General features: G+C 35.7%; 18 protein-coding genes and 1 tRNA gene. 8 read left to right on the top strand and 11 right to left on the bottom strand.

Annotated features, from left to right (window positions below; genetic code table 11):
* Nucleotides 1-3 precede the first annotated feature (3 nt).
* The 4 genes from AC6CHH_RS13975 (at nucleotide 4) to AC6CHH_RS13960 (ending at nucleotide 6,026) form a co-directional block, all read left to right on the top strand.
* Nucleotides 4-1,107 carry a redoxin domain-containing protein gene (locus tag AC6CHH_RS13975; RefSeq protein ID WP_498283915.1) on the top strand — a complete coding sequence of 368 codons (1,104 nt, stop codon included), beginning with the start codon at nucleotides 4-6 and terminating at the stop codon, nucleotides 1,105-1,107.
* 103 nt (nucleotides 1,108-1,210) lie between these two features.
* A complete protein-coding gene (locus tag AC6CHH_RS13970; RefSeq protein WP_498283913.1) occupies nucleotides 1,211-1,903 on the top strand; it encodes a response regulator transcription factor in 693 nt (230 codons plus the stop codon).
* Between the two features lie 121 nt (nucleotides 1,904-2,024).
* Complete coding sequence (glmS, locus tag AC6CHH_RS13965) at nucleotides 2,025-3,866, top strand: glutamine--fructose-6-phosphate transaminase (isomerizing) (RefSeq protein ID WP_498283911.1); 1,842 nt, start codon at nucleotides 2,025-2,027, stop codon at nucleotides 3,864-3,866.
* Between the two features lie 6 nt (nucleotides 3,867-3,872).
* Complete coding sequence (locus AC6CHH_RS13960) at nucleotides 3,873-6,026, top strand: DUF4954 family protein (protein ID WP_498283909.1); 2,154 nt, start codon at nucleotides 3,873-3,875, stop codon at nucleotides 6,024-6,026.
* Between the two features lie 37 nt (nucleotides 6,027-6,063).
* On the opposite strand, the gene AC6CHH_RS13955 is transcribed toward AC6CHH_RS13960, so the two are convergent.
* Nucleotides 6,064-7,455, bottom strand: coding sequence for a 3-keto-disaccharide hydrolase (locus AC6CHH_RS13955; RefSeq protein WP_498283907.1), 1,392 nt, complete (start codon nucleotides 7,453-7,455; stop codon nucleotides 6,064-6,066).
* Between the two features lie 125 nt (nucleotides 7,456-7,580).
* On the opposite strand from AC6CHH_RS13955, the gene AC6CHH_RS13950 reads away from it, so the two are divergent.
* Nucleotides 7,581-8,993, top strand: coding sequence for a Gfo/Idh/MocA family oxidoreductase (locus tag AC6CHH_RS13950; protein WP_498283905.1), 1,413 nt, complete (start codon nucleotides 7,581-7,583; stop codon nucleotides 8,991-8,993).
* Nucleotides 8,994-9,021: 28 nt separating this feature from the next.
* The gene (locus tag AC6CHH_RS13945; RefSeq protein WP_498283903.1) at nucleotides 9,022-10,020 is read left to right on the top strand and encodes a 3-keto-disaccharide hydrolase; all 999 of its coding nucleotides are present in this window, start codon (nucleotides 9,022-9,024) and stop codon (nucleotides 10,018-10,020) included.
* A 205-nt stretch (nucleotides 10,021-10,225) separates the two neighbouring features.
* On the opposite strand, the gene AC6CHH_RS13940 is transcribed toward AC6CHH_RS13945, so the two are convergent.
* From AC6CHH_RS13940 to AC6CHH_RS13930, 3 genes are read right to left on the bottom strand one after another with little or no spacing between them, the layout of a single operon-like run.
* Nucleotides 10,226-10,531, bottom strand: a complete 306-nt coding sequence (locus AC6CHH_RS13940) for a Smr/MutS family protein (RefSeq protein WP_498283901.1) — start codon at nucleotides 10,529-10,531, stop codon at nucleotides 10,226-10,228.
* Between the two features lie 41 nt (nucleotides 10,532-10,572).
* Nucleotides 10,573-10,971, bottom strand: a complete 399-nt coding sequence (locus AC6CHH_RS13935) for a group III truncated hemoglobin (protein ID WP_498283899.1) — start codon at nucleotides 10,969-10,971, stop codon at nucleotides 10,573-10,575.
* A 17-nt stretch (nucleotides 10,972-10,988) separates the two neighbouring features.
* Nucleotides 10,989-11,891 carry a hypothetical protein gene (locus AC6CHH_RS13930; protein ID WP_498283897.1) on the bottom strand — a complete coding sequence of 301 codons (903 nt, stop codon included), beginning with the start codon at nucleotides 11,889-11,891 and terminating at the stop codon, nucleotides 10,989-10,991.
* 261 nt (nucleotides 11,892-12,152) lie between these two features.
* Here AC6CHH_RS13930 and AC6CHH_RS13925 point away from each other — a divergent pair.
* Nucleotides 12,153-12,226, top strand: a tRNA-Pro gene (locus AC6CHH_RS13925).
* 197 nt (nucleotides 12,227-12,423) lie between these two features.
* Here AC6CHH_RS13925 and AC6CHH_RS13920 read toward each other — a convergent pair.
* From AC6CHH_RS13920 to AC6CHH_RS13905, 4 genes are all read right to left on the bottom strand, one after another.
* Nucleotides 12,424-14,184, bottom strand: a complete 1,761-nt coding sequence (locus AC6CHH_RS13920; RefSeq protein WP_498283895.1) for a RagB/SusD family nutrient uptake outer membrane protein — start codon at nucleotides 14,182-14,184, stop codon at nucleotides 12,424-12,426.
* Nucleotides 14,185-14,194: 10 nt separating this feature from the next.
* The gene (locus tag AC6CHH_RS13915) at nucleotides 14,195-17,452 is read right to left on the bottom strand and encodes a SusC/RagA family TonB-linked outer membrane protein (protein WP_498283893.1); all 3,258 of its coding nucleotides are present in this window, start codon (nucleotides 17,450-17,452) and stop codon (nucleotides 14,195-14,197) included.
* A 19-nt stretch (nucleotides 17,453-17,471) separates the two neighbouring features.
* Nucleotides 17,472-18,620, bottom strand: coding sequence for an Sb-PDE family phosphodiesterase (locus AC6CHH_RS13910; protein WP_498283891.1), 1,149 nt, complete (start codon nucleotides 18,618-18,620; stop codon nucleotides 17,472-17,474).
* A gap of 561 nt (nucleotides 18,621-19,181) precedes the next feature.
* On the bottom strand, nucleotides 19,182-19,430 hold the full coding sequence (locus AC6CHH_RS13905; protein ID WP_498283889.1) for a DUF7218 family protein: 249 nt from the start codon (nucleotides 19,428-19,430) through the stop codon (nucleotides 19,182-19,184).
* Nucleotides 19,431-19,932: 502 nt separating this feature from the next.
* On the opposite strand from AC6CHH_RS13905, the gene AC6CHH_RS13900 reads away from it, so the two are divergent.
* Nucleotides 19,933-21,732, top strand: a complete 1,800-nt coding sequence (locus tag AC6CHH_RS13900; RefSeq protein ID WP_498283887.1) for a thiamine pyrophosphate-requiring protein — start codon at nucleotides 19,933-19,935, stop codon at nucleotides 21,730-21,732.
* Nucleotides 21,733-21,787: 55 nt separating this feature from the next.
* Here AC6CHH_RS13900 and AC6CHH_RS13895 read toward each other — a convergent pair whose 3' ends face one another.
* The 3 genes from AC6CHH_RS13895 to AC6CHH_RS13885 form a co-directional block, all read right to left on the bottom strand.
* Nucleotides 21,788-22,513 (bottom strand): SDR family oxidoreductase, encoded by a 726-nt coding sequence (locus tag AC6CHH_RS13895; RefSeq protein ID WP_498283885.1) that lies wholly within the window; start codon nucleotides 22,511-22,513, stop codon nucleotides 21,788-21,790.
* A 115-nt stretch (nucleotides 22,514-22,628) separates the two neighbouring features.
* Nucleotides 22,629-23,384: an MBL fold metallo-hydrolase gene (locus AC6CHH_RS13890; protein ID WP_498283883.1), complete on the bottom strand. Its 756-nt coding sequence runs from the start codon at nucleotides 23,382-23,384 to the stop codon at nucleotides 22,629-22,631.
* 187 nt (nucleotides 23,385-23,571) lie between these two features.
* Nucleotides 23,572-24,072: a hypothetical protein gene (locus AC6CHH_RS13885; protein WP_498283881.1), complete on the bottom strand. Its 501-nt coding sequence runs from the start codon at nucleotides 24,070-24,072 to the stop codon at nucleotides 23,572-23,574.
* Nucleotides 24,073-24,428 lie beyond the last annotated feature (356 nt).

Genomic DNA, 24,428 nt, shown 5'->3' with positions numbered 1-24,428 from the left:
AACATGAAAAATTTCGCAATACATATTGCATGGATAGGAACGTTAATTTTAGGCTTCTCAAGCTGTTCTAATTCTAATCAAATTCAAGTGAGTGGAGAAATTCAGAATCCTGGGAACGTGAAAGTGGTCAGTTTTTATGAAGGCGATCAAAAACTTGATTCAACTTTTATTGCAGATGGTAATAAGTTTAAATTTAAACGAGCGGCAACACAGGAACGCTTATTAACTATTAAAGTAGGGAATAATAGTTATCCAGTAATTGCTGAGCCAGGGAAAGAACTAATCTTTAATTTAGATCTTCAGTCTCCTGATTCTTATTCGATTACAGGGTCTGATTTGTCTCAAAAACTAAAAGAGTTTGCCTCCAAAAAATCAAATATTGATCTTGTGAGAGATTCATTGCAAAATGTATTTAACAAGTCAACAATCAATATGGACGGCAATCAGATTCAGAATCTTCGCTCAGAGATGGTAATGGAGTTTGAACCATTCTATAAAAAATATGTTGCTCAGGCGGTTAACTTTGCGAATGCTAACCAAGATCTAGCTGGCTTTTATGTAATGAGTACTCTAGATCCAGAAATGGCTGAGGCCGAATTAATAGCGTATGCAGACAGAATAAAAAATTTATTTAAGGATAACCGTTTTGTAAATGAGTTCAAGACTGAGGTCGATAAATTAAGAAAATTGGCTATTGGCCAACAAGCTCCGGAAATCCATGCTTTCACTCCAAACAATAAATCTGTCAAACTCTCGGATTTTATAGGAAAGATCGTATTAGTTGATTTTTGGGCTTCTTGGTGTATGCCTTGCCGAGAAGAAAATCCCAATATTGTGAAACAGTTTGAAAGATTTAAGGATAAAAATTTTACAGTTTTGGGAGTTTCTTTGGACAGTAACCCTGGTTCATGGATGCGAGCAATTAAAGATGACAATTTGAATTGGACACAGATTTCTGATTTGAAAGCATGGAGTTCTCCGCTGGTTATTGATTACCAAATAAAAGGTATACCCTCATCATATATTGTGGATACACATGGAATCATTATCGCTAAAAATTTGAGAGGCAAAGCATTGGAAGATTTTTTAACCAAAAATTTAAAATAAAAACAATTTTATGTTAACAGAATTTTACGGCTTAACAATTAAATAATATATAGCTAACTTTAATTTATGATTAAGTATATACCTTAGCAAAAAAACATTGTTTATGGCCAACAATCAAAAAATTCTAGTTGTCGATGATGAGTCAGATATTTTAGAGCTCATATCGTATAATTTAACAAAAGAAGGTTATCAAGTTTTTACTGCAACAAATGGTAAGGAGGCTATAAAAAGGGCTAAGGAAGTTAATCCTGATCTAATTATCTTGGACGTGATGATGCCTGAAATGGATGGCATTGAAGCCTGTAGAATCATGCGTGCCATGCCTGAATTTAAGCATGTTTTTGTCGTTTTCCTAACTGCTAGAAGTGAGGAATATTCCGAAATCGCTGGTTTTCATGTAGGTGCTGATGATTATATCGCTAAACCAATAAAACCCAGAGCACTGATGAGTCGGATCAATGCAATTCTGAGGAGGAACACAGCTGAAGCTATTGATGAGTATGCCACAGATAAAGTGGAAATTGCAGATATAGTTATCGATCGAGATTCCTTTTTGGTTTATCGGGGGACTGAGAAGTTTGTATTAGCAAAAAAAGAGTTTGAATTATTATATCTTCTTGCTTCAAAACCAAATAAAGTCTTTACAAGAGAACAAATTTTAAAGGCCATTTGGGAAGATTCAGTTGTTGTAACAAATCGAACTATTGATGTTCATATACGCAAACTACGAGAAAAAATTGGTGATGGTTATGTTACTACTGTAAAAGGAGTAGGATATAAGTTTGAACTCGAATAAATAAAATTATTAAAACCGGACTTGGTCCGGTTTTTGTTTTTCCAGCAACGCAATCGATTGCGTTAAAATTTTATATATTTATTCGAAATAAATTCAAAACTTAAAATAAAAAAGAAAAATTATGTGTGGAATTGTCGGTTATACCGGAAGCCATGAGGCTTATCCAATAATAGTAGAAGGCCTTAAGAAATTAGAATATAGAGGATATGATAGTGCTGGGGTTGCACTTCACCAGGGTACATCTTTAAAAGTATATAAAAAAGCAGGTAAGGTTGCCTCTTTAGAAGAACATGTTGCCCAACAATCTACTGCGGGGACGACAGGAATCGGACATACACGTTGGGCTACACATGGAGAGCCTTCAGACCGTAATGCCCATCCTCATGTTTCTAAATCGGGCAAGCTTGCTATGATTCATAACGGTATTATTGAGAATTATTTACAAATAAAAAATGAATTAGTAAAGGAAGGATATTCATTCCAAAGTGATACAGACTCGGAAGTACTGCTGAATTTTATTGAGGATATCAAAACCAATAATAAATGTAGTTTGGAGGAGGCAATTCGAATTGCGTTGAAACGTGTTACTGGTGCTTATGTAATTTTATTGATTGATGAAGATCAGCCAGAAACTATCATAGCAGCTAGAAAGGGAAGTCCTTTGGTAATTGGGATCGGTAATAATGAACATTTTCTTGGTTCAGATGCATCTCCTATGTTGGCATATACTAAAGAAGTAGTCTATATCAACGATTATGAACTGGCTATTGTGACTCCTGATCAACTTATTTTAAAAAATCTCGGTAACGAAGTGATTACTCCTTTTGTTCAAAAATTGGATTTAGAATTGGCTGCTATTGAAAAGGGAGGGTATGAGCATTTTATGCTAAAGGAAATTTTTGAACAACCAATAACGATAGCGGATTCACTTAGAGGTAGGTTGGTCCTTAATGAATCAAGAATCATTTTAAGTGGTGTCGATGCAATTGAAGATAAATTGCTGAATGCTAGACGAATTATTGTTGTGGCCTGTGGAACAAGTTGGCATGCTGGATTAGTTGCTGAATATGTGATTGAAGAATTATGTCGGATTAATGTAGAGGTCGAATATGCATCAGAATTTAGATATAGGAACCCCATTGTTTCTGCTGAAGATGTTATCATTGCTATTTCACAAAGTGGCGAAACCGCGGATACTTTGGTCGCTTTAGAAAGTGCGAAATCACAAGGTGCAACTATTTTTGGGATTGTAAATGTTGTAGGATCCTCTATTGCACGTATTTCTCACGCAGGATGTTATACACATGCAGGACCTGAAATAGGGGTCGCTAGTACAAAAGCCTATACCGCACAACTTGCAGTACTAATGTTGTTGGCTCTTAAAGTAGCTAAAATCAAGGGAACGATTAGTGAAGATCGTTTTAAGGTTCTATGCCAAGAATTACATGATATACCTGAAAAGGTTCAATGGGTATTGGATAATGAGGTTGACAATATTAAAGCGATTGCCCAGAAATATAAAGATTCTCACGACGTTTTATATTTAGGTAGGGGATACAACTTTCCAACGGCTTTGGAAGGGGCTTTAAAATTAAAAGAAATCTCTTACATCCATGCCGAAGGTTATCCAGCAGCTGAAATGAAACATGGTCCAATAGCCTTAGTTGATGAGAAACTTCCTGTCGTTTTTATTGCGAGCAAAGATACATATCATGACAAAATAGTGAGCAATATTCAAGAAATAAAAGCTAGAAAGGGAAAGGTAATTTCTGTCATTACTCAAGGAGATCTAATTACATCAGAAATTTCGGATGAGGTTATGGTTGTTCCTGCAGCAGATGAAGTAATTGCACCATTATTAACAGTTGTACCACTCCAATTGTTATCTTATTATATCGGTGTAAACCTTAATTTGGATGTTGACAAACCTAGAAATCTAGCAAAATCTGTAACAGTTGAATAAAAACCTATGGGATATATAAACAAGATTCCTTTAGATCAAATAGGTTATCATTTCATACCTTCTGAATTTATTCCGAAAGGAAATGACGAATACTATCTTCGATTTGAGCAAAATAAATCGAAAAAAAACTACAGGAATTTAACGCAACAAGAAATTCGAACTCTAGAACTAAACAATAATGAATCTTCAAATTGGGGAGATGTATTGGTAACTGATAAATTCCTGCCAAATCAAATAAAACGTTCCAAATTTTATGGTCTTGTGCGAATTGGCGACATGGAGGAAGTCTATTTAGAATATAGGGATATTCGTTTAGCTGTTGGGATTTATAATTCACAAATTATTAGTTGTGATTTAGGAGATTGTGTGGCACTTCATCAGGTTCGATATATCGCACATTTTATAGTGGGGAATGAAGTCATTTTGTTAAATGTTAATGAAATGGAAACGAGTTCAAACGCAAAGTTTGGAAATGGAATTCTCAAAGATGGTGAACAAGAAAAAAGTAGGATTTATTTAGAATTATGTAATGAAAATGGTGGAAGATCAGTTTTGCCATTTGATGGAATGCAAGCGGCTGATGTTTTTCTTTGGACGCGGAATCGGCAAGATAAAATATTACAACAAAGATTTTTCGAGATAACAAATTCTGGATTTTCAGTCCTTCGGGGGTATTATAGTGAAATAGGTGATCGAACTGTGATTAAAAACTCCCATACATTTAAGAATGTGAAGATTGGTTCGGATGCGTATATTAAAGGAATAAGCAAGCTAAAGAATCTAACAATTAATTCAACCTCGGATGCTTACACACAAATTGGGGAAGGTTGTGAGTTAGTGAATGGGATCATAGGATACGGCTGCCGGGTTTTCTATGGCGTAAAGGCAGTCCGATTTATTTTATCTTCCAATTCTCAACTTAAATATGGAGCAAGATTAATAAACTCTTTTTTAGGCGATAATTCCACTATCTCTTGTTGTGAAGTATTGAATTCTCTTATTTTTCCAGCACACGAACAACATCATAATAATTCATTTCTATGTGCCTCATTAATAAAAGGGCAGAGCAATATGGCTGCAGGGGCTACGGTGGGTTCCAATCATAATTCTCGTGGTGCCGATGGAGAAATTATTGCAGGTCGGGGTTTTTGGCCTGGATTATGCGTGAGCTTAAAGCATAATTCAAGATTTGCGTCGTATACCTTGATTGTAAAAGGCGATTTTCTCCACGAGCTTGATATACGTATTCCTTTTTCTTTGGTGAGCAATGACATAGCAAACGATAAGCTTATCATTGTTCCTGGGTATTGGTTTATGTATAATATGTACGCATTGATGCGTAATACTAATAAATTTTTAAATCGAGATAATCGTCAATTTAAAAATCAGTATTTTGAATATGATATTTTAGCACCTGATACAGTCAATGAATTATTTAATTCTTTAACTGAAATTGATCACGCTGTCGGGAGAGCTTTAGGATTAACATCAGGATTGAACTGGTTAAATTCCTCAGACACTTCCTCATTAGATGTATACTTGGAAAATTCTGAATTTTCGAAAAGAAAAGTGGTGCTTCTAAAACCCAAAGAAGCATTTCAATTGTTTCAGCGATTGATTCGTTATTATTCTATTTGTCAAATAACACAGAATTTATCTCCTGAAAGCTTCATAGAGAAAATTAGAGAACGCACACAAATCAAGCTTGAAAGAACTGAATTTGAAAATGTTGGTGGTCAATTAATTCCTGTTGATAAACTAAATGAAATTATCCAAGACCTTAAAGAAAATCGAATTAATTCTTGGTCTGAGATTCATCACCGTTATCATGATTTAAGCCATGTTTATCTCCAAGACAAATTGGATCATGCGCTTGCAAGTTTAATTGAGATAACGCACAAGAAACCCGAAACATGGGATGTGGACTTCTGGCGATCATTGTTTGACGAGGCTATAGAGACAAAACGATGGATCTATGCTGAAATCAAAAAAACTAGAGCGAAAGATTATGAAAATCCTTTTAGACTGATGGTTTATGAGTCTAAAGAAGAAATGAACGAGGTGATAGGCAAGATTGAAGATAATGGTTTTATCAATCAACAATCTTTTGAACTTGTAAATTTTGAAGAACTGCTTGAGCGGTTCAAATCCCATATATAAGAAATAAGGGCCTTGAATTTCTCCAAGGCCCTTATTCTTATAATTCTTTAATTTTGATACTTCTGAATGAAACGGCATCTCCATGATCTTGGATAAGGATATGACCATTTTTACTTTCTCCAAAATTTTTCCAGTCCTTATACTTACTCCCAGCAACTAATTCCCTGAATTCTTGAGACCCTCGCACAAACTCCAACATCTTAAACCCATTTAAATAATAGGTTACTTTATTATCCGGGCTTGAAACAATTCTGCCTCTATTCCATTCTCCGATTGGTTTTCTGGGTCTAGGATTTCGGTCTGAAGTGATTAAATCATATAATGATGCTAAAGTTCTGTTTCCACCTTTTCCGAGCTTTGCATCGGGATGGAGTGCATCGTCTAATATTTGATATTCTGGTCCTATTGCTGAACCAGAGGTCTTCTCATTCAATGTTACATAATATTTAATACCTGAATTAGCTCCTGGACTTAGTTTAAATTCAAATGATAAATCAAATGCATCGTATAATTTGTCTGTCACAATATCTCCTCCGTTGGTTGATTCCCCTCCTCCGGATTTTTGAACTGAAAGAATACCATCCTGGATTTTCCATCCTTTTTCAGGGAAATAATCGCCTTTTGCGCTATGCCAGCCCGTATGATCCTTACCATTAAATAATAAACTATACCCTGCCAATTCTTCGTTCTTAGATAAATTATTTGCGATGGTGTTGACTATATAGATTCCTTTTTTGATCGCGGTTGGTTTAAGATCTTCAGTTTTAATTTTGATATTTTTAAAATATACCTTTTTACCATCCAGGGAATCAGGAATACTGTGTACTTGTAATCCGATAAATCCGGAGCTATCTAGGCTGTCTATCACATAAGAGGTTGGTATTCCATTTACCCAGGTTTTTGTTTCATTTCCAATTGCCTCAATTCGAATATGATTAAATTCATTGGCTTTAAAGGCGGTTTTAGCCTCTGGATTTAAATCCAATGGGTATAGCCATTGTCTACGAGCTTCATCATAAATGCCTCCTGTCCAAGCACGATCGGTAGGGTCTATATCAACCTGTCTACCATAAACCCTACCACGACCTTTATTTCCCTTGGGATCAAAATGGCTTCTAGTTTGAATCCCAGAATTGGTAGTTGTGCCTTCGAGTTTTACGTCAAGTTCTAAAATAAAGTCTTCATAATCTTTCTCAGTAATCAAGAATGAGTTGGGAGTACCTTTGGTCATTAATCCAACAATAGCATCACCTTCAATTAAGTAATCCGCATTTCCCCCAGCCTTTTTCCACCCAGAGAGGTCTTTTCCGTTAAATAAAGTATCCCATTTATCATCCGTTTTTGAAATCGTACCACAAGAATATGTTATGGAAAGCGCGCATATCACGCAAGTACTGGCAAACAATGTTTTTTTTAGGTTTTTTTTCATTTTTTAAATGTCTATTTCGAACAGATTTTATTGATATATCAAATATTGGTCTTTGAATTTAGTATTTTTTTTTATTTTTAAGGTATATTTATGGAATTTTAATAAAAACCTAAACCCAAATTCGGATGCATCATCATTTTTCACGAAGAAGCTTTATAAAAAAATCGGTCATGTTTGGAGGAGCATTGACGATGGCCAGTACCCCCTTAGGAAGCCTAATGGCAAATCCGAATGAACGGGTGAACTTGGCAGCTATAGGAATTGGAAATAGGGCCGCAGAGATTTTGTTGGAGTTGCATAAAACAGGACTTTGTAATATTGTTGCATTATGCGATGTGGACATGGGAGCTAAACATACTCTGCCTATCTTGGAAAAGTTTCCTGATGTTCCCCGATTTCAAGACTACAGAAAGATGTTTGACAAAATGCACAAAGAATTTGATGCAGTATCTGTCGGTGTGCCTGATTTTTCACATTTTCCTGTTACTATGATGGCTTTGGATTTCGGAAAGCATGTTTATGTTGAAAAACCAATGGCCAGAACTTTCCAAGAAGTTGAGCTTATGATGGAGAAAGCGAGGAAGAATCCAAAACTAGCTACACAAATGGGAAACCAGGGGCATTCAGAAGCCAATTATTTTCAATTCAAAGCTTGGAAAGAAGCTGGAATAATCAAGGATGTGACGCAAATTGTAGGTCACATGAATAATCCAAGAAGATGGCACGGTTGGGATGTCAATATGAAGAATTTTCCATTAGCAGAACCAATTCCGAGTACAATCGATTGGGATCTTTGGCAGATGCAAACGATTGGTCACAATTACAATAAGGACTACATAAACGGACAATGGAGATGCTGGTTTGATTTTGGAATGGGAGCTTTAGGCGATTGGGGTGCACATATTCTAGATACTTCTCATGAATTTCTAGAACTTGGATTGCCGACTCAGGTTTCTGCAGAAAAATTAATAGGACATAATTCTTTCTTTTTTCCAATGTCTTCAACTATCAAATTTAGTTTTCCAAAACGCAAAAAAATGCCTGCTTTGGATATTATGTGGTATGATGGCCTAGATAATTTGCCTCCGATTCCTGCAGGATATGGCGTATCCGGGCTGGATCCAAATATTCCACCTCCAAGTACTGGGTCAATTGAACCTTCCAAGTTAAATCCAGGAAAAATTATCTATGGAAAAGATTTAACCTTTAAAGGCGGATCCCACGGTAGTACGTTATCAATTATTCCTCAGGACAAAGCTGATGATATAGCATCAAAACTTCCCGAAGTGCTAAATTCACCGTCAAATCATTTTGCTAATTTCCTAAAGTCTTGTAAAGGAGAAGAAAAAACCAGATCTTCATTTGAAATTGCAGGCCCTTTGAGTCAAGTTTTTTGCCTTGGGGTGATTGCACAACGTCTAAATACTACGTTTGAATTTGACCCAGAAAAAAAAGAGATAATAAATGATAAATTTGCGAATGCATTATTGATAGGACCACCACCAAGGAAGGGTTGGGAAGAGTACTACACACTTTAAATAAGAGAATTAAATATAAAAAAGAATAATGATGATTAAAAAACCTGTTTTTGGATTTGCGGTTCTATCTTTATTAACAATAATAACGACCTCCTGTACCAATGAAACACAAGAAAAGAAAGAAGAAGTTCATAATCCTGCCTCACAAACTATTCCTGAGGAATCAAAAGAATTATTAGGAAGATGGGATCTGGTTGTTGATAAATCAGGAACCCAGGTGCCTTCTTGGATTGAAATAAAATTATCTGGGTTTACAACGTTAGTAGGATATTGGGTTGGTGATAGTGGAAGCAGTCGACCGATATCTCATATAAAATTAGAAAACGGCAAATTTTCATTTGCTATTCCTCCTCAATGGGAAGGAGGTGAAGGTGATTTTATCATCGAAGGAGAATTAGCAGCATCTGGAATTAAAGGTACAATTACCAGCAATAAGGGGGAAAAATTCTCGTTTACAGGAGAAAAAGCACCTTATTTATCAAGAGATGCTGAACCAAGTTGGGGCGATACAGTTGAATTATTCAATGGATCGGATTTAACAGGATGGAAACCGTCAAACGAAAATAATAAATGGGTCGTAAAGGAGGGCATCTTAACCAATGAGGACGCTGGCGCTAATTTAATTACGGAACAAAAATTCGAAGACTTTAAATTATTAGCTGAATTTAAGTATCCAGAAGGAAGTAATTCGGGGTTATATCTTCGTGGAAGATATGAGGTGCAAATTGAGGATTCACCAAAAGATAGACATCCAGGAAATCTTTATTTTGGAGCTATTTATGGATTTATTGCACCAAACCAGATGGTAACTAACGGTCCTAATGAATGGAATAAGTTAGAAATTACACTAATCGGAAGACTAGTGACCATATCTATTAATGGTAAAACTGTAATAAATAATCAAGAAATACCTGGCATTACTGGCGGCGCTTTAGATAGTAAGGAAGGTGAACCCGGTCCGATCTATATTCAGGGAGATCATGGTCCAATTGAATTTAGAAAAATATCAATCATACCAGCTAAATAAATGAATTTAACTGAATATCTCCTAAAAAGTTATTTTTAGGAGATATTCAGTTAAAAATTATTCGCAGAGATACTTTAGAAGCTGCTTACATATTTGTATGGAACGAACATCTTGATATGATATATGTTGATCAGAAAATTATTCGAGAAATCTAATTATTTTCTACTGAGAATTAATTTTTCATAATGAGATAAAGGACATTGTATTAAAGTCCAATAACGACAACCACAATATCTTCATTTTCATAAGAAGGATAAAAGTGGTTAATGATTCCTGAGTGTTTGTAGAACTGTAATTCTTCGTAAATTGCTTTGCGTAAAATACCCTTTCCTTTTCCATGGATGAACCTAATTTCGGGGTATGACCAGTAAATTGCAGCATCCAATTTCTCTCTTAAATGCTCCAAAGAGGTTGCCAATAATTCATCTAAATCATAATCTTCTAAATTACCAAGAAATGCCTCTGCATGCAGATCGACTATTTTTGCTGGTTTTTGTAACTCTCTAGCCATAAATAAAGTTTTCTCTGCTATTAATCATAAACAGATCTTGTTTAAATCAATGGTTTAAATTGATCCTGTTTAATGTTTTTTAATTTTATCTGAAATAATTCAGCCATTTTGTGAGCTCTGAATTTTGCCTCTTCAGCCATTTTTCCTTCAAAGAGTTCATCTATAGTAGTCTCGAATAAACACAACCATTGATCAAAATGTTTCTTGTTTATGGGTAATTGAGCGTGGGGTGGGAAGGGACGTCCCATATAACTTCGATTATTAAATAAAACCGATTCCCAAAATTGATACATCTTATTTAAGTGCTTAGACCATTCATCTTTAATAACTGAGTTGAATATAGGGCTTAACAATGGGTCCTTTTGAATTAGTCCATAAAATTTATCCACTAATTTTTTAATATCTTTTATGTCCTTTATATCAGTCTTAGTCTTGTACATACCTTTAAAATAAAATTTTAATTTATTTTGGTGTTTATCAATTGAGGTAATAACACTTTTGCTTCTTCTATTTTTTGTTGCTCTAATAGCTCGATGTATGGTTGTAATTTTTGATAAGTTTCAGACTGAGGAGCAAATTCCTTTAAATAATTATAAGCCTCTCTGAAATAAGGAGAAATCTGTTGACTTTCAATTGCGGGTGTATTAGCCATCCCAATAGTTAAATCTTTAAAGTACTTCCGATATTCTTTTTTTGCACGCATAGCTGCGGGAGTACCTTCACTGTCTTTTGCAAAAACTTCCCACCAAATTGTCCGTTGTACCAAGGTTTGAAATGGAATGGTAATAGCTGCATCCGAAGCGTAGCCTTCCTCATTCTCGCGAGCCAATTGTTGCAAAAATATTTCGAAATTCGAGCTGACATAAGGATAGAATTTTTCTTGAAAAAATATTGGATTGATGGTCAAGTAATACATCCCTTCGGTCTGCTTTACACGGAATCCATTTTGATTTATCTTTTTATAATCAGACTCCAAATCTTCAGGTATTTTATTCGTGTTTTGGAATTCAATATCTATTAATGGTGAATAATCTACGGATTCTTTAAAAACGGATTCATTGGCATACACTGAAAGAAGTTCGAAAAAACTCAATATGATTGAAACGCCTTTATCATTATTTAAGGTATCTTTTTTATCGAACAAGCTATTGAATTTCAAAACTGCCTTCTGTGCGCTATTGATATCGGTGGAGTCTAAGGCTAAAATATAATCTTCTAATTTATCGGCCTTTGTAAGATTCAGCTCGCTCGGATTTTCAACGGCAAATGAATCTTTTTCAGTTTTATTTTCCTTTTTATCAGAAAAACACCCGACTAAAATAAATATGATTAAAAAGCCGATAACTATTGAATATTTCATCTTTATTAATTTTTGATCCTAAAATCTACATAACTCTACAAATATCGGGTTAATGTTTTAAGATTAAGCAATAATACCTCAAAGTTTTACCTTATTTATAACCATTAGAATGTTTATTTTTAGTTGATCTATGAGGATCCGAGTATGGATATGAAATTATTTGCCAAATAATCAACATGTTAATTTATTGTTTCAATTATCCTTTTGGAGAGTGATTATAAAGATTGTATATTTGTCTCAACAAAAAAGAAGATACCTTTTCGGGGTGTAGCGTAGCCCGGTATCGCGCCACATTTGGGATGTGGAGGTCGTAGGTTCGAATCCTGCCACCCCGACAAAAGCCACTGATTTTTCAGTGGCTTTTTTTGTTGTATGCCAGGCATGGAATAACTAGATCGTGTGGATCAGTTTCGAAAGCTGTTGATGATATAAAAAAAGACCGTCGATAACACTTTAATTATGAGACGGTCAATTTCGATAAGTTTTATTGTATTCAGAAACTATGAATCTATTTATTAGGATCAGTTCATTATTATTCCCAACCTGGATTTTGACCTAATTTAGGATTAATCACCAAATCTGCGTTTGATATCGGCCTAAGATATTTTTTATCATCAAATTGACGATTTTCATTTGCCCTCCAGATAATGTGACCTTTGTTTCCTTCTGAAAGTTTAGCCGCACTTCCGTCTACCACATAGTACACTACACCAGCTTTTGGACTTGCGGGTGTTTTATTTACAAAGGAAACATCCGGTGTTCCGTTGCCATCAAGATCCATAGGCTGGTCCATTGCTGGGACATAAATCCCTTGCCAAGGCATTTCCAGGAGTCTTCCTTTTTTCCATCTCATTAAATCATCGTACCGTAAACCCTCATATACTAATTCAATTCCTCGCTCACGTCTAACTTCAAGTAAAAATTTATCGGAAATTTCAGGAAAATAAGTGTTTTGTAAATAGGTGTCAATTAACTCAGGTTGTTTCGGATTCACCCCTGCGCGTACTCGTAATGCTCCAATAGTTTCGTTCCAAATAGTTGCATCACTAGCTAATTTACCAAGCTCTGCGGCAGCTTCTGCATAGTTCAAAAGAATTTCACCATAACGCATCATCGTAATTGAATTGAATCCCTCAGCAACTCCATCTAATCGTTTGTCATCTAAACTAAATTTTAACAAGTGATAGCCCGTGAACGTATAACCAAAATTTGGTGGGGCAGCTGAACCATCTGAGCGCTTGTAACCTAATCCTCGAACGGTTTGGCTAAGCCTAGGGTCACGCTCTTTCATTTCATCAACAAATAAAATTTTGTCATATCCTGCCTCATCCGTAAATCTACTGCCGTCGGTTTTTAAGTATGTATTAATAAACTGCTTATTCAATCCCCAACGAGCACCATAAGTAGCTGAATTAAATTTCCAAGTTATCTCATGCCAGCGCTTCAAGGAATTATTAAACACATTAGCCCAAAGGATTTCTGATGACACAGCATTCTCGCTCGTAAAAAGTGTTCTATAGTCAGTATGGGGTTTTCCTGTGCTATACAGGTTATACTGTTTTGACGTAATTAACTCTTTCGAAGCATTGAAAGCTTCATTAAGCCACTTTTCAGCTGTGCTTTGCAGGTTTAATTCTACATGATATTTTCTATAGGTACCCTCGAACAAACAGACTCTTGATTTTAGTCCTAAGGCGACCCATTTTGTAATGGTGGAGGATGAATTATCTTTTTTATCTCTAATATTGGCCACAGCAAAATCTAAATCTGCCAGGACCGAATCCATAACAGCACTTCTTGGATCTCTTGATTTGTATAATTGTTCTTGATCTTCTGTAGAGAGTGGAGTAGAATACCATGGTACGTCACCAAAGTCTTTAACCATATCAAAATAAAACAAGGCCCTATAAAAACGTGCGATTCCAGCAAAATGATTTCGAGCCTCCTCAGGAATAGCAGGATTATTATATTTATCAAGGAAGTAATTTACATTCCTTAATTTGGTCCAATTCCAAGAACCTTGATCAATTGGGGAAAAATTTCCAGCAATAAATTGAGGAGAACTATTCTTGGAAGTATAATCACCCATTTCGTCGGCCTGTACAATAGCTAAACCTGTTGGAGTAAATTGTTGATAAAATGAATTAACATAAAGTTGAAGATCAGCCTCAGTGTTGAAAAAGGTCGAGGGTACCAACTTATCGAACGGCTCTCTATCAAGAAAATCCTTGCTACATGATGACAAAGCAAGTACAGCGAGTCCTACTATTCCGATTTTAAATTTTATATTCATTGTTGTAAGTTTAGAAAGTAACATTGATTCCAAATGTAGTTGTCTTGAGTTGTGGATAAGCATATCCTTCACCCGACCCATTTGTTAATTCTCCAAGTGGCTTCTCTATCACTTCCGGATCAAAATTATCTGTATGTTTAAACAATCCCGAGAATGTAAATAAATTTTGTGTGCTCAGGAATAACTGTACATTCTTCAATTTAGCACCTCCCAACCAACGTTGAGGCAAAGAATAATCTATAGTAAGGTTCTTTAACCTCAAGTAAGAGACATCTTGTAAATAACGTGTCTGCGGTGCTCCAAGCGACCGATCAGCTCCTAGTGCGGTATATCCGCGATAACGCGGGAAGTAAGCATCTGGATTTTCTTCTGTCCAGATATTTTCCATCATTTTTGTTGGTTGATATCCATAAGGTCTATTATAAGGCCCCCAGAATAAGCCCGCCTCTGATGAGAAGTAATAATCACGTTTTGCGATTCCTTGCAAAAATGCTGACATGCCTATCCCATTCCAGCTAGCTGAAAGCGTAAACCCAAACTGGTACCTTGGAGAATTATTTCCAATTATCTTGCGGTCCCCAGGGTTATCCAAAGTATTGTCTCCCTTATTAATTACATTGTCTCGTTGACCATTTGCATTTGGTAAATCGGCGTATTTTAGATCGCCCGGTAGCCAAATGTTATTATTCGAATTACGGATAAAACTTTGGTCAGCATGATTTGCAACATCTTCCTCCGAGGTAAAAAAGCCTAAAGTTTCATATCCCCAAATCTCCCCGATTTCTTGTCCTACGTAATAAGTAGATAATAATTTCTCTGGGTTATTAAAACGGGTGATATGCGAACGGCTATCCCATAAGGAGCCATTAATTCCCCAATTGAAAGGTTTACCAGAAAGATTAAATTGATTATTATAATTGACCGTTAACTCCCAACCTTTTGTTGACATATCAGCGAAATTACCAAAGGGTACAGCTGCACCGAATACATTTGGCAATGGTTGTCCTACCGTGAACATATCGTAGGCGTTTCGGTTATACCAATCAAAAGTAAAATTTAATGCATTATCAAAAAAACCTACATCAGCCCCTATATTTAAGGTAGTTGATTTCTCCCAGGTCAATCCTTCAGGTATTACTCCTGGAAGGGAAGTATAACTTGGTTGAACACCGCCCAAAACAACGTTTGTTTTGGCCACTGCCATCTGTTCTAGATACCTGTAAGGTGCTACATTCCCATTACCTAAGGAACCGTATGAGGCTCTAAATTTGAGATTACTGATTAAAGGTTTCGCGTCTTCAAAAAATGATTCATTTGATACTACCCAGCCTGCTGAAATAGACGGGAAAAATCCGTATCGCTGATCTGTAGGGAATTTAGAAGATCCATCATAACGACCGTTCAACTCTACTAAATACTTGTTATTATATGCATAATTGAAACGATAGAACAGACCCAAATAAGCCCATTCATCGCCACCTCCACTAATATTATAATTTAATCCATCCATGAGGTTAAAATCTGGTTTTTCTGGAAGGATTATACCATCGCGTTGCGCATTCAGTTTTTTGAAAGTCTGAGACTCAACATTGTAACCTACTAAAACATTCATGTCATGTTTGTCGAATTTTTGCCCGTAATTAGCCGTAATATTCCCTGATATATATTTTGTACGTTCACCTAACTCTCTAAGCATACTACGTCCAAAGCGGTTTATTACGCCTGGAGTATTGCTATAATCTATATAGTTATTTGTACGTTGTTCATCCTGCCAGGTGCGCGAATAGGTTAAGTCTCCTTTCACAATCAATCCATGAAACGGTTTAATGATTAGCCCCGCGGTATTTCTCACAACAGTGTTATTTAAATCAGATGCATTGTTCCCTTCAATGAAAGAAGCAATACCTGTATATGCTGCTGAATGGGTGTAGGTACCATCAGGATTATAAATTACAGCCATTGGGTACCCCTGGTGCTCGAACTGACGCCAAATGTTACCATCTCCATCGGCAAACATCGGGTAGTGGTAATCAAAAGAACTTATTTCCGTGTTATTTTGGAAGGTCAACCAATCATTTACTTTAACATCGCCTTTCCCACGGATATTGTATTTATTAAACTTATCAGGATTATAATTAAAAATTCCTGCCTGATGAAAATAACGTCCAGACAAGAAATAGGACGCTTTTTCCCCACCACCAGAAATACTCACCGCTTGCTCTGTACTTGGCATATCCTCGCGATAAACCATGTTGTACCAGTCTGTATTACCAAAATACTCGTAGCGGTTTGTTGAAGGGTTAAATAAGGCATCAGCTCCCGAGGGATTTGTAGCATTTTGCTTTAATTTCTCCAGATATTCTAATGAGAATGGGTAGATATTATTAACGGAAATCGGAGTCGAATTATAATCATTCCATGCATTGAACGCATCATTGAAATTTTTTGCCCATTCATAGCCTTGGGTTATAACCCTAGGCTCAACAACACGATTATTGATTGAATAGTTGGAGTTAAAAGTTACACTGGTTTTTCCAAGTGCAGGTGATTTGGTTGTAATTAATACAACACCAAATGCAGCTCTTGATCCATAAATTGCTGCAGATGAAGCATCTTTTAGAACTGTAACACTTTCTATATCATTAGGATTCACCATATTTGGATCTCCCTCGACCCCATCTATCAGAACTAAAGCACTTCCGCCAGCTCCAATGGAGGTTGTTCCACGAACGTTGAAAGTTGCTCCACGAGTTGGACTTCCATCAACCATTTTTAGATTTAAGTTTGGCAATGCACCTTGCAGCATGCGACTTAAACTAGCAGCCGGACGATTTTCCAAGGCTTCAGATCCAATTTGGGAAACGGCTCCAGTTAGGTTAGTTTTCTTTTGCGTTCCATAACCTACAACAACAACTTCTTCTAAGTCATTCTTATTATCTAACTGTATAACAATATTATTAATATTACCATTTAAATGATGAGTTTTCGTATTGAAGCCCACATAAGAAATCATTAATGTTGCTTGAGAACTTATGCCTGGCAAGGTAAACTGACCGTTACTGTTGGTAGATGTCGCTATACTGTTGCCTTTTACTGATACTGTTGCATTTGCAATTGGATTACCACTACCATCAACAACCTTACCTTCTATAGTTTGCTGATAATTAGCTGCCTCAAGGAGGTTGATGTGTAATTTTGAAGCTTTTGGTTGCATTGGAAAGGACAAAAAAGTCCCAGCCAATAAAAATATTGGAATATATGCTTTCATAAAAAAAGTTGCTACTAGCTTATTTTAAATTGATATCAAATTGCAAGTGCTTGTCACTTCTTATGAAAGTAGAAACAATTTCATATGTTAATTTTTCTTGTCCTCCTTGAGCTGTCAAAATCTGCGTTGAGGCAGGGTATAAAATTATATGCTGAGTACCATTACCATTTTTAAGTTTTAATTCAAAGTACAAATCACTATTATTTTTAAGTTCATAATAGTTTGTCTTAACGTTTGTTTTTGCATTTATTTTTTCATGATAAGAAGTGCTCACTTCAATGCATGAGCTAACCAAATCACGCACATTCTCTTCTTTTCCGAATAAATATTTGCTAGACCATGCTATAGTACGACCAGCTTCTAAAGCTTCACGAATACCAGCAGCGCTACGGTCTTTAGCCAATACCAATGTCATTGTTCTATGAACTCCTTCTTGTTCAATGTTGTAATCATGCGCAATGAGATTGTGAATATCAGTATTTCCGATAATTGTTAAGTTTTTATCAATTGCCCAATCCATAGCTTTTTTGTGAAATCCAAGACCATTTACTACTTCAATTCCATGAAGTTTTTTTTCTTGATACATTTTCTCTACAAAATCAATCCATTCGTAGGAACCTTCAATGCTTGTCGCTTTCCACCCTGGATGATTCCAAAAAATAAATGCTTTTTGATTGATTGCCTTATCAATGGCTTCTTGATCTAGTTTTGAGTCATTATCGGAAACTAATTTATTAGCATCTTTGATAAACAATGCGTTAAAGTGCCCTGGAGGAGTTTGACGGGTTATTTCAGTACCTTTTACTAACACAATATTATTTTCTCTTGCCAAGTTTTCTGCAAGATTATGGGAACGGTTATGATCGACTTTCACATCGTCTTGGTGGGGATTATATTCCATATGCTCTGTATACGAAATAGCGTCAAGGCCTTCTCGCCAAGCCTCTTGAATGCGTACATTTGGCCATACATGACCATCAGTAAAAACAGTGTGCATGTGAAAATCGCATTTTAACACATGGAATCCTTTTACATCAGGAATAGTAATGTGTTGTTTCTTTGCTGGATAAGCAAATTCGCTCAACCGCATAATACCATTATCTGATTGTGCTTGTACGGACGCAATAGAAATAAGTATTGCTCCTAGGAGTGACATTTTGAATTTCATTAGTATTTAGTTGATTTTATGATGCCCAAAGATAGAGATGGCTTGTTAAACTTATATTAAGAATATATTTTCAATCAATTAACAAATTTTAACAAAAAAAAAGCAAATTGTGAATAAAAATAAGATAAGTAAATGAATATTGTCCCTCAGATATTGGTTTACTTGAAGGGAGTACTGTAAATCTGAAAAAATAAGGTGGGACCTCATCTTCCAAAAAAAATTATAGATTTCTATACCAGGAATTTCGCTAAATCAAATTATTCTGAGATAGCGGGTTCAAAATATTTTCCTTGAATTACCGTATCGTCTCTCAAAGGACTTCAAGAAACTTTTGGAAGATAAAAAATACTTACCTAATTTTCAACCTAACGAATTTATGATAAGAAATTTAACAGGATTTTCAGTAATTGAAGAGCTTAATAAGGTGGTAAAAACTTTCTGTTTTTCTAAATGTTATCTACATTGAGGTACCTGAATCATCTGTAAGGCTATATAACATTCATTGGAAATTCGTGATGAATTCAATCTCATTTTTAATGTCTTATATGTAACAATGAAAATTTAATGGTTTCTTATTGCATCAATTAATGTTTTCTTTGTCATCTTATGCCGTCCTTTAATCCCAATTTTTTTTGCTTTATCCAATAGCTTGGATTTATTTTCTTCATCTAATTTTTTACTTTCCCCTCCCTTTTTGCTGGCATCGGGTGAATTGGCAATACGTGCAGATTTTTCTTTACTCATGCCTTCTCTTCTTAACGCTTCATATTTTTCGTCGTCTTTTATTTGTTTTCCGTGATCTTTAGTCATGATTTTTAATATTTACTCATTTACATACTTATTTAAATTGAACAATGATCATTCAGAAAAGTTCTGAAAATATATAATCATTTCTAGTTCCGTTTCTCGAAAGGTGAGCCAAGACCATGCGGTATTTAAATGAAAAATTACTTCAAGATCACCTTAAGGCAAAAGTCGCTGTTGATAAATAAATGATAAGGTCGAAGGTGATTTTATAGAGGTAGTCTAATGAATACAATCCAGAAAATAATAGAACTTCGGTTGCCCTACCCCTAAATTATTTACATGCATCACAAAAAGGTGTTCCTAATTTTCCTGTTTTTTATATCAACTTTTTTGGAGTTGCCATGTTCATACTAAAATTGTACTGGTATTTTTTATCTTATAGGTTTTTGATTTCAACAAAATTAAATCATATAACAAAAAGAAATCGAATGTATAATGACCCTTAGGCTTAGTGGTTTTTGGTAATATATTTGGAATTTTAATAGTATGTTAATCTGGAAAATAGATGCAATTCCTTAAAAATAAAGCTATGAATGTAAGTGATTTTATTGTAGAACGACTAGTAGATTGGAAGGTAAAGCGAATTTATGGATATCCTGGAGACGGTATAAATGGTCTTTTAGGAGCTTTAAATCGAAGTAAAAAAATAAAATTTGTCCAAACCAGACATGAAGAAATGGCTGCTTTTATGGCATGTGGACATTCTAAGTTTACTCGAGAAGTTGGAGTTTGTCTGGCAACCTCTGGTCCTGGAGCGATACATTTACTCAATGGCTTATATGATGCCAAGCTTGATCATCAATCGGTCGTTGCCATAGTTGGTCAGCAGAAAAGCAGCTCGCTTGGCAGCAGCTATCAGCAGGAAGTGGATCTGATTAGTCTTTTTAAAGACGTCGCTGCAGATTACGTACAAATGATAAGCAACCCAACACAGGCTCGCCAAGTTATAGACCGAGCATTTAGGATTGCAAAAGCAAAACGAACGGTTACAGTGGTTATTGTTCCCAATGATGTACAAGAGGAAAAAGCTGTAATACAAGCTCCAAGGGAGCACGGAAATGTTGTTACCGGGCTTGGACATAGTAAAAGCAATAGTATTCCATCTCAAGAAGAGCTTATTAAAGCAGCTAATATACTGAATTCAGGAAAACGAGTAGCGATTTTAGTTGGTGCGGGGGCTTCTGAGGCCGCGGAGGAAGTACAGACTATTGCCAAATTATTGGGAGCTGGGGTGGCAAAAGCATTATTGGGCAAAACAGTTATCCCGGATGATCTTCCCTATGTTACAGGTAGCATTGGAATGCTAGGAACAACAGCGAGTTGGGAATTAATGGACAATTGTGATACGCTACTTATGATTGGAAGTGGATTTCCTTATTCTGAATACCTTCCAGAGCCTGGTAGCGCTAGGGGGATTCAAATTGATATAGATGAAAGTATGTTAAGTATCCGTTACCCAATGGATTTAAATTTATTGGGTGACAGTCGTTTAACTCTTAAGGCACTCATCCCGCTAATAATACCAAAACAAGATCGCGAATGGGAAGATAAGATACAAAAGACTATTACCGACTGGAAAAATACGTTAGAGAATAGATCAAAATTACCTGCAAATCCCATTAACCCTCAGCTGTTTTTTCACAGGTTATCTCCTAAGCTACCTGAAAGATGTATGCTAACTGCAGATTCAGGAACAGTTGCCTTTTGGTATGCGAGGTATATCCGTATTAGGGAAGGAATGATCGGTTCTCTCTCTGGCAATTTAGCATCAATGTGCCCATCAATTCCTTATGCAATAGCTGCAAAGTTTGCCTTTCCAGACCGACCAGCAATAGCTTTTGTAGGAGATGGTGCTATGCAGATGTTATGTATGAATGAATTGATCACTATTTCTAAATATTATAAGAATTGGTCCAATCCGAAACTAATAATCATAGTTCTTAATAATCGGGACCTCAATATGGTCACTTGGGAACAGCGAATGTTGACTGGAGAACCTAAATTTGAAGCTTCACAAGATATACCAGATGTTAATTATGCAGCTTTTGCATCATTAGTGGGTTTGGATGGAATCCGTTTAGAGGATCCGAATAAAATTGATGCGGTAATTGATCAATTAATAACCAATGACAAACCTATACTTTTGGACCTTGTCTGTGATCCAGAAGTCACGATATTACCGCCTCGTATGGAACCTGAAATGCTAGCGAAATTAAGTATGGCGATGATAAAAGGAGATTCTGAATCTTTCCAAATGATAAGGCAATTGATTAGACAGTCTATGCAAATGGATAATAATGTATGAATCAGGAAATACTAAGAAATTCGAATCTAACTTGCGGATTGATAAATTCCTCAAGCTAAATCAATTGTAAATGCGGTCTTATCTGCAAATTTACGATATCACAGCGATCATGCTGTGTTAAACAAAATCCAACTGCCATAGCAATATCTTCCGCAGGAAGCATTTTAAAATTTTCAATCTTCTTGGCCTTTTCAGAACTTGTCCCTTTCTGCATATCTGTGTCTACAGCACCAGGTTCTATCAATGTTACTTTAATTTTCATTGGGTTCAATTCCTTTCTTAAAGCTTCTGAAAAACCCTGAATTCCTGACTTAGTCGCAACATAAACAGAGCCACCTGCTTCACGTACATCCGCGCTCATGGAACCGATGTTTACAATATGTCCTTTCCCTAATTTTAACATTCGTTCTACCGCATAATGACAACAGGCTAGGTATGCCGTTAGATTTGTGCTTATAAGATAGTTCCAGTCCTGATAATTCCCGTCGGTTATTCGGTTGTAACCTAAAGCTGCATTGTTGATGAGAATATCAATTGCGCCTAGATGTTGATCTGCCATCTTAAATATTCGTTGTATATCTTGATGCTTTGATACATCAGCAAGCAAACCTTTACAGGAACCCGGGCAGGCGGCTTCCTTTACTGCAGATAGTGTTTCATCGATTTGCTGTTGATGACGACCACAAATTAAACACTCAGCACCTAATGAGGTGAGAAGAAGCGTAATTTCACGGCCAATACCCGTTGACCCGCCTGTGATTACAATTTTTTTTCCCGACAATCGCTCTTTCCAAATACTATTTAAATCTTTCATATGCTTTTAATGTTATTAGCAAATAATCTCCTTCTTTTAAAGAGTAGTTAATTAAAATGTTCAGTTGATTTATAACCAAGCTTTACAGCTCTAAACGCATACCGTCAAATGCGCATGGGAGCATGACCTCATCTTTTCGATTTATCATTTCATCATCAAGATGAGTCAATAAAATGAATTTAGAAGAAAGCCGTTCAATTTTCTCTTTGAGCTCTACATAATTGAGATGACCATCGACTTTGGTTTCAAAGAAGCAACACTCACAGATAAAAAGGTCAGTTCCTGCTGCAATATCTATCAATTTGTCCGTCCAAGCGGAATCGCCAGAATAGCCAATAATTTTTTCATCTATGTTTATTTTAATTCCAAAGGGCTTACTTAATACTTTATGATTTACTGACACTGGTTTGATAGAAAAATACTCATGGTAAATCGTTTGTTCATTCAAATACGGTATAAAGTTTAGGTTTAGATCTTTGAGTATTCTATTTCCTGGGTATAGTAAATCAAGTAATCCTTCTAGCTTTTCTTCACAGCCTGGTGGACTAAAAATGGTGATGGGTTTTTCTCTTTTCTGTGTTGCAAAATCAAGCAATAAATAAGGCAAACCACCATAATGATCACCATGAAAATGGGAAATCACGAAAGTATCGATATCAGAAGTTGGGAGATTTTGGTTTTTTAAATTTTTGAGTGCATCTGAACCGCAATCTATTAAAAGGGTGCCTGAGGGGGAACTAATATGAAAACAAGCTTGTCCTCTGGACCCACTGTAAAAAGCGTCACCGCATCCAATTACTGTTAATATAGTCTTGTTTGATATTTCATTTCGCTTCATGCCTCAAGATACTTTAGTTGTCAAACTACCTCTATTTAAACAATTGGTGATTAAGTATGTTTAGATGATTCTTGTTTATTTTAAAATGGAAATCATGGACAAACCTCCTAGTATTCAAGACATGAATGATGATGTCAAACTTTAGCGGATTTTTGGGATAAATATTGAATGCTATTTTTGAAAATTCTTAAACCTCATTGGTTTCAAAATAAACCCAGCCCATTAGATCTTTGGTTTCCTCAGGTTTCTTTAGATCAATAAGACTCTTAATTCCTATGTTTAATAACAATGTGCTTTCATCATTAATTTGCTTTATGGGGTAGAATATAGCATTTTCACTTGGTAGATCTATATTTCCTTGTAAGGCAATGTATTTTTCGGCGAGGAGATTGTCAATTAAAGTGTCCGTCACTGCCATAAGAGACCTCATTTTATTACTTATCCACTTCAACTCTGCTTCGAGGTTCTCAGGATAGTGTTCTTTAGTGAATGCTAAAATTAATTGTTCTCCTTCTACATCTAATCCATCACGAATCATACGCAAGCCCATGCTACGAACTTCTTCTTGATAACAATCCTGACCATAAACAAACTTAATATCACCACCAATGGGACTTGCGACGATTTTTGCCCGTAGAGCCATTTGTCTATTTCTCAATTCATGTATGTAATTATACGTCAAATCCATAGTTTTTATATTTAATTCTTATAAGAAAGAAGATGTATTTCTGATGTTGCTAATCCTAGAAAAAATAAATAAGTTAGATGATGTTCATATTGAATTATTCAAAGAGAGATTGATTTTTAAATGTCAGAATGAGGAATCTATCAGAGAACATTTGGAGATCAATTAGGTTTGTTTAGGATTAACTTTTAGGTATTTTGCCCTTCCTAGCGTAAAAACAACATGGTTTTCCTAATCAAGATAAATTGAGATTCACAAATTTTAAGTAAGCACACTTTTCTTAGTCAGATTATTTTCCTTTGCATAACATACTTGAAATTTGAATGCATCATATTCCAAACTACGAACATGGATTAGCA

Source organism: Sphingobacterium sp. GQ94 (assembly GCF_059758715.1).
This window is presented reverse-complemented; position numbering and strand designations above follow the sequence as displayed.